Here is a 6,221-nt window from a genome sequence, read left to right as displayed (position 1 = left end):
CGAGGCTGGTTATGAAGCGGGCTTCACTCAGCCACAGTGGTACAAGAGTGCTGATGGCAAAAAAACCGAATTCACTTATTTGCGGGAACTGGGCGGTTTGCTGACTGAGCGCAAGGCAGAGGACTTGGTCACAACCATGACCTATGACCCCGTCAGTGGCAAACCCTTGACCTGTACCGAAAGCGGCAGGAGCCGCAGCTTTGCCTATCACCCTTCCGGGCGCTTGAAATCCGAAACGACGACCTTCGGCGCTGTCACGAAAGCAACGTCCAGTAACTGGTCCCTGCAGGGGCGACCGATCAGCCACGTTGATGTGCTCGGTACCGACAACAGATCTGAATACGATGAGTTCGGCCGCCTTCTATCCGCCTCGCAAGGCTTGCTGACAACCGAGTTCCACTACAACGCCCGGACGGGGATGCTGGAGTGGACGAAAACCGAAGACACCTCGATCAAGCGTCAGATGATCACCCGGTTCGCCTATGACGATATCGGTCGTGAAACCCGGCGTACATTCGAGATTCAGGGGCAGCCTGACCAGACCCTCGAATCGACTTACTCGCTGGCTGGCAAACTGGCGCAGAAAGTGTCCAGACGTGGCACTCAACTCTTACGTGATGAACAGTTCACCTACGACGTGCGCGGGCGCTTGATCCAGTACGACTGTGCTGGCACCCAAAAGCCCCGCGACCCGTATGGCAAGGAAATTATCCAGCAGACGTTCACCTTCGATGCGCTGGACAACCTTCTTGCCGTGCAGACGAAGTTCCCGCTGGGCGTGAATCTGACCACCTTCAGTTATGACAATCCCGATCCGGTACAGCTCAGTGCAGTCAAACATTCCCATGTCGACTATCCACCAGCAGTGACGCTGGAATACGACGCCAACGGCAGGATGATCAAGGACGACCAGGCGCGAACGCTGGCCTATGACGCGTTCGGACGTCTTGAGCAATTGTCCGACGCGGGGGGATCAGTGTTCCGTGGTTACCATTACGACGGTTTCGACGATCTGGTTGAACTGTCGCAACCTGATAAGGCGACTGTGCAGCGTTATTACCACGCAGGCCGGGTCGCCAATGAGGTCAGTGGTGAAAATTCATCCAGTGTCGTGCGTCACGGTGGCACGCTTGTGGGACAGCGGCAACTCGGTCTGAACGCCAGCGCGCAGCTGTTTGGCACCGATCAACAGCAAAGCGTGCTGGCAACACTGGGTAAGGAGCACCTCACCGATTGCGCCTACAGTCCTTATGGGCACCGTCCTGCCGACGGCGGATTGTTCAGCCTGGCGGGGTTCAACGGCGAACAGCTGGATCCGGTTACCGGGCTGTATCTGCTGGGCAACGGTTACCGGGCCTATAGCCCGACACTGATGCGTTTTCTTTCCCCCGATAGCATGAGTCCGTTCGGTGCGGGCGGATTGAATGCCTACAGTTATTGCCTGGGCGACCCGGTCAATCGGGTTGACCCTACCGGGCATGTCTCCTGGCAATCGATCCTGGGCATCGGCCTGAGTATTCTGGGGATTGTTGCCAGCGTGGTGACGATGGGTGCGGCAACCCCATGGGCAGTGACGGCACTGGGGCTGGCGGTTGCTTCGGGCCTGGCGGGTATTGCCAGCGAGGTGGTCAATGAACTCGCACCGGGTTCTCAAGCGGGCGAGATATTGGGCTGGATCAGTTTTGGTCTTGGGCTGGCTTCGGTGGGGGCAGGGCTGGCAGCTGGTGCCAAAGCGGGCATCAATGCTGGCAGGAAACTGGCTGGCGCCTTCAAGCAGGGCCTGAGTAGTAAAGGCTCCAAAGCAGCGGGTCAAGAGATGGCCCGAGGCATGATCAAGGGTAAGGGAAACAAGGCGGCGGCCAAGGCGAAGGCGAAGGCCAGCGCGGCCGTTCAGGAAGAGGCCGAGAAACCATGGTCACTCGTCAGGGTCGACCCCAAAAATAACGTTCTTGAGAAAAGGGGGCTTACGGGCTTGCTTGAAAAGGCCGAAACCTTCATGCAGCACATTGAGGCGGGTAACTCCCCGACGTCCTCTGCAGCGCTGATTCATGCCGAATACACGCCAATGTATGGTCCATCCGGCTCAGCATCTAAGTCGATGCATCTCTATCTGTCGCAAGGAGACCGAATATATATGACCGAAAACGCTAAGGAGAGGATCGCGGTCATCAAACAGCTGGGTGGTCATTTAAAGGAAAAAAAGAAAGGGTAAGCCTGGAACACGCAGCGAAACGATACAAAGCGAAAGCAGGAACACTCAAGGTCCGGCTACGACTTGAACATCGCGCTCGCCGGTTTCGCAAGCTCGCGGCGGGCGTGCCGTTCCAGTGCCCACTCGACATGTTCCCTGACCAACTCTGACGGATAATCCCGTCGCGCCTTCAATGCTTCCAGCACCGGAATCGTTGAAGGCGCATTTCCCAGTCCCACCGCCAGATTGCGCAACCAGCGCTCATACCCGGCGCGCCGCAATGGCGAACCTTCGGTGCTGTTTAGAAACTTCTCTTCATCCCACAAAAACAACTCGGCCAACTGTGCGTTATCCAGATTGTGCCGTGGCTTGAAATCGTTTTCCCCGGTCGGCCGGGCGAAACGGTTCCACGGGCAGACGATCTGGCAATCGTCGCAGCCAAACACGCGATTGCCAATCAACGGCCGCAACTCTTCGGGAATCGCGGTTTTCAGCTCGATGGTCAGATAGGAAATGCAGCGCCGCGCGTCCAGCACATAGGGGCCGACGAAGGCGTTGGTCGGGCAGATATCCAGACACGCAGTGCAACGGCCGCAATGTTCGCTGCTGTGCGGTTCATCCACCGGCAACGGCAGGTCGACGAACAACTCACTGAGGAAGAAATAGCTGCCGGCCTTGCGATTCAGTACAAGGGTGTTTTTGCCGATCCAGCCCAGCCCGGCTTGCTCGGCGATGGCTTTTTCCAGCACCGGTGCGCTGTCGACAAAGGCACGGAAACCGAACGGGCCGATCTCTGCCTGGATCCTGTCGGCCAATTGTTGAACACGTTTACGGATCAATTTGTGGTAATCGCGGCCCAAGGCATAACGCGACACGTAAGCCTTTTCCGGTTCAGCCAGGCGTTTGGCCATTTCGGTATCGCCCGGCAAGTAGTCCATGCGCAGGGAAACCACGCGCAACGTGCCCGGCACCAGCTCGTCGGGGTGCGAGCGTTTGCTGCCATGGGCGCCCATGTAGTCCATTTCGCCGTGATAGCCGGCCTCAAGCCAGCGTTGCAGATGCTGCTCGTGCTCGGCCAGGTCCAGACCGCTGATGCCGACTTGCTGGAAGCCCAGCTCGCGGCCCCAATCCTTGATCGATTGGGCGAGGGCGGGCAGGTCTGTGGTGATGGCGGACATGAGGCGAGAGAAACCGGAGCTGAGGTGCGTATAATTCTGCCAGACATCGGAGCCCGAAGACGCATGCCGCAGACGAAAGATGAATTACCCGACGCGCTGTACCGCACCGCGCAGGTGCGCGAACTCGACGCGCGGCTGATCGCCGCCGGCACGCCGGGCTTCGAATTGATGCAACGCGCCGCCCGCGCGACGTGGCGCGCACTGGTGCGCAAGTGGCCGGCAGCGAACGAACTGACGGTGCTCGCCGGGCACGGCAACAACGCTGGCGACGGTTATCTGGTGGCCGGGCTGGCGCTGCGGGCCGGTTGGACGGTGCGCGTTCTCGCCGTCGGCGATCCGCAGCGTTTGCAGGGCGATGCCTCACTGGCCCATGCCAAATCCGTAGCTGACGGTGTTGTGGTGCAAGGCTGGCAGGGGCAAAGCGAGCTGCGGGGTGTCGTCCTCGATGCCTTGCTCGGCACTGGCCTGAGCGGCGAAGTGCGTGAGCCCTATGCATCGGCGATCAAGGCGATCAACGCCTGCGGCTTGCCGGTAGCGGCGGTCGATATTCCGTCAGGGCTATGTGCCGATACCGGGCGTGAACTGGGCGTCGCGGTCCACGCCGATCTAACGGTGACATTCATTGCTATGAAGATCGGGCTGTTGACCGGCGACGCGGCGGATCATATCGGCGAACTGGTGTTCAACGACTTGCAAGCCACCGACGAAATTTTCAGTGACATTCCGGTCTGCGCTCAACGCCTGAGCGCCGCTAATCTTCCAGCACTTGCGCCGCGTGCGCCGACCTCGCACAAGGGGCGCTTTGGTCATGTGTTACTGATCGGCGGCGATCACGGTTTCGGCGGAGCGATTCTGCTCAGCACGGAAATGGCCTTGCGCGGCGGCGCGGGCATGGTTTCGCTGGCAACTCGCGCAGAGCATGTGCCGGCGGCGCTGACTCGGGTGCCGGAGGCGATGGCGCTCGGCACCTCGTCAGCCAATCAACTGATGGGTCTGCTGGAAAAGGTTTCGGTATTGGTGGTCGGGCCGGGCCTCGGTCAGGCCAGTTGGGGCCGTGCCCTGCTGTCGGCTGCCGCCAATGCACCATTGCCGCAGGTGTGGGACGCTGACGCGTTGAACCTGCTGGCCAGCGATTTTGTCCAGTTGCCCAAGGATTGCGTGATCACCCCGCATCCGGGTGAAGCGGCGCGCTTGCTTGGCATCAGTACCGCCGAGGTGCAGGCCGATCGCCCGGCCGCTGCTCTGGCGTTGAGCAAAAAGTATTCAGCGGTAGTGGTTCTGAAAGGTGCCGGCAGTCTGATCGCCCATCCAGACGGACGTCTGGCCCTCTGTCATCAGGGCCATCCGGCGATGGCCACGGGCGGGTTGGGTGATGTGCTGGCCGGTCTCACCGGCGCATTGCTGGCCCAAGGCATGGACGCGTTCGATGCGGCATGCCTGGCCGTCTGGCTGCACGCCAACGCGGGTATGCAACAAGGCAAATTCGGCCGTGGGCTGGCGGCCAGTGATCTGATTCCAGCCATTCGTCAGTTGTTGGAGGAGCAAGCACCGTGTCTGAAGTAACCCTGTACCTGGCCGATGAACAGGCGATGAGCGACTTTGGCGCACGGATCGCCCGCGTCACCCAGGGCCATGGCCTGATTTTTCTTGAAGGCAATCTGGGTATGGGCAAAACCACCCTGTCGCGGGGCATCATTCGCGGTTTGGGGCATGTTGGCGCGGTAAAGAGTCCGACCTTCACATTGGTCGAGCCCTACGAGATCGGCGACATTCGTGCCTTCCACTTCGACCTGTATCGCCTGGTCGATCCCGAGGAGCTGGAGTTTCTCGGCATCCGTGACTACTTCGAAGACGATGCCCTGTGCCTGATCGAGTGGCCCGATAAAGGTGCAGGCTTTTTGCCAAAGCCCGACCTGACCATTACCATTAGCCCGCAAGACAGCGGGCGTTCGCTGAAAATTTTAGCCCAGGGCTCGCGTGGCGAGGCCTGGTGTGCCGCTTTGGCATTGGAATCCAATTAAATGATGGGGTTTGGTATGCGCTTTCGCGCGTTGGTGGCTGCCGCTGGACTGATGTTGATGGCAGTAACCGTCAACGCTGTGGCCGATTCAAAGGTCAACAGCGTGCGCCTGTGGCGGGCGCCGGACAACACGCGACTGGTCTTTGACCTCAGCGGCCCGGTGCAGCACAGCGTTTTCACCCTGACCGCGCCGGACCGGCTGGTGATCGACATAAACGGCGCCACCCTCGGCGCGCCGTTGAACGTGCAGACCGCGAACACGCCGATCACTGCGATGCGCTCGGCCCAGCGCACCCCGACCGACCTGCGCGTGGTCATCGACCTGAAAAAAGCCGTCACTCCGAAAAGCTTCTCGCTGGCGCCGAACGCGCAGTACGGCAACCGTCTGGTGGTCGATCTGTTCGACAACCCGGCCGATGCCGCGCCGCCGCCGGCCCCGACACCTTCGGTGGCGACCGTGCCGGCAGTGCCGGTGACCCCGACCGAACCGGCGATCAAGCTGCCGCCAGCCCCGGCCGGCAAACGCGACATTATCGTGGTGATCGACGCCGGCCACGGTGGCGAAGACCCAGGCGCGTCCGGTTCGCGCGGCCAGCGTGAGAAAGACGTGGTACTGCAGATCGCTCGCGAGTTGCAGCGTCAGGTCAACGGCATGAAAGGCTTCCGCGCCGAGCTGACCCGTACCGGCGACTACTTCATTCCATTGCGCGGGCGTACCGAAATCGCCCGCAAGAAGGGCGCCGACCTGTTCGTCTCGATCCACGCCGACGCCGCGCCGTCCGCAGCCGCGTTCGGTGCGTCGGTGTTCGCCCTCTCTGATCGTGGCGCTACG

5 protein-coding genes are annotated in these 6,221 nt (G+C 60.8%); 4 read left to right on the top strand and 1 reads right to left on the bottom strand.

The window, feature by feature from the left end; genetic code table 11:
• Positions 1 to 2,212 (top strand): RHS repeat-associated core domain-containing protein (locus OQK_RS08245; protein WP_162098723.1); only part of this gene is annotated, 2,212 nt, incomplete at its 5' end.
• Between the two features lie 56 nt (positions 2,213 to 2,268).
• Here the strand turns inward: OQK_RS08245 and queG are convergent.
• The gene (gene queG, locus OQK_RS08240; RefSeq protein ID WP_016771952.1) at positions 2,269 to 3,369 is read right to left on the bottom strand and encodes a tRNA epoxyqueuosine(34) reductase QueG; all 1,101 of its coding nucleotides are present in this window, start codon (positions 3,367 to 3,369) and stop codon (positions 2,269 to 2,271) included.
• 63 nt (positions 3,370 to 3,432) lie between these two features.
• Between queG and OQK_RS08235 the strand changes: the two genes are divergently transcribed.
• The 3 genes from OQK_RS08235 to OQK_RS31095 all read left to right on the top strand — a co-directional run.
• Positions 3,433 to 4,932, top strand: a complete 1,500-nt coding sequence (locus tag OQK_RS08235; RefSeq protein ID WP_016771951.1) for a bifunctional ADP-dependent NAD(P)H-hydrate dehydratase/NAD(P)H-hydrate epimerase — start codon at positions 3,433 to 3,435, stop codon at positions 4,930 to 4,932.
• Positions 4,920 to 5,390: a tRNA (adenosine(37)-N6)-threonylcarbamoyltransferase complex ATPase subunit type 1 TsaE gene (tsaE, locus tag OQK_RS08230; RefSeq protein WP_016771950.1), complete on the top strand. Its 471-nt coding sequence runs from the start codon at positions 4,920 to 4,922 to the stop codon at positions 5,388 to 5,390. The genes OQK_RS08235 and tsaE overlap by 13 nt, the downstream gene beginning before the upstream one ends.
• A partial coding sequence (locus OQK_RS31095) for an N-acetylmuramoyl-L-alanine amidase (RefSeq protein ID WP_038860745.1) occupies positions 5,391 to 6,221 on the top strand: 831 nt, incomplete at its 3' end.

The organism is Pseudomonas sp. R62, from assembly GCF_000257605.1.
GTDB classification, from domain to species: domain Bacteria; phylum Pseudomonadota; class Gammaproteobacteria; order Pseudomonadales; family Pseudomonadaceae; genus Aquipseudomonas; species Aquipseudomonas atacamensis.
The sequence above is the reverse complement of the archived record's forward strand: the minus strand, read 5'-3'. Positions and strand labels throughout refer to the sequence as shown.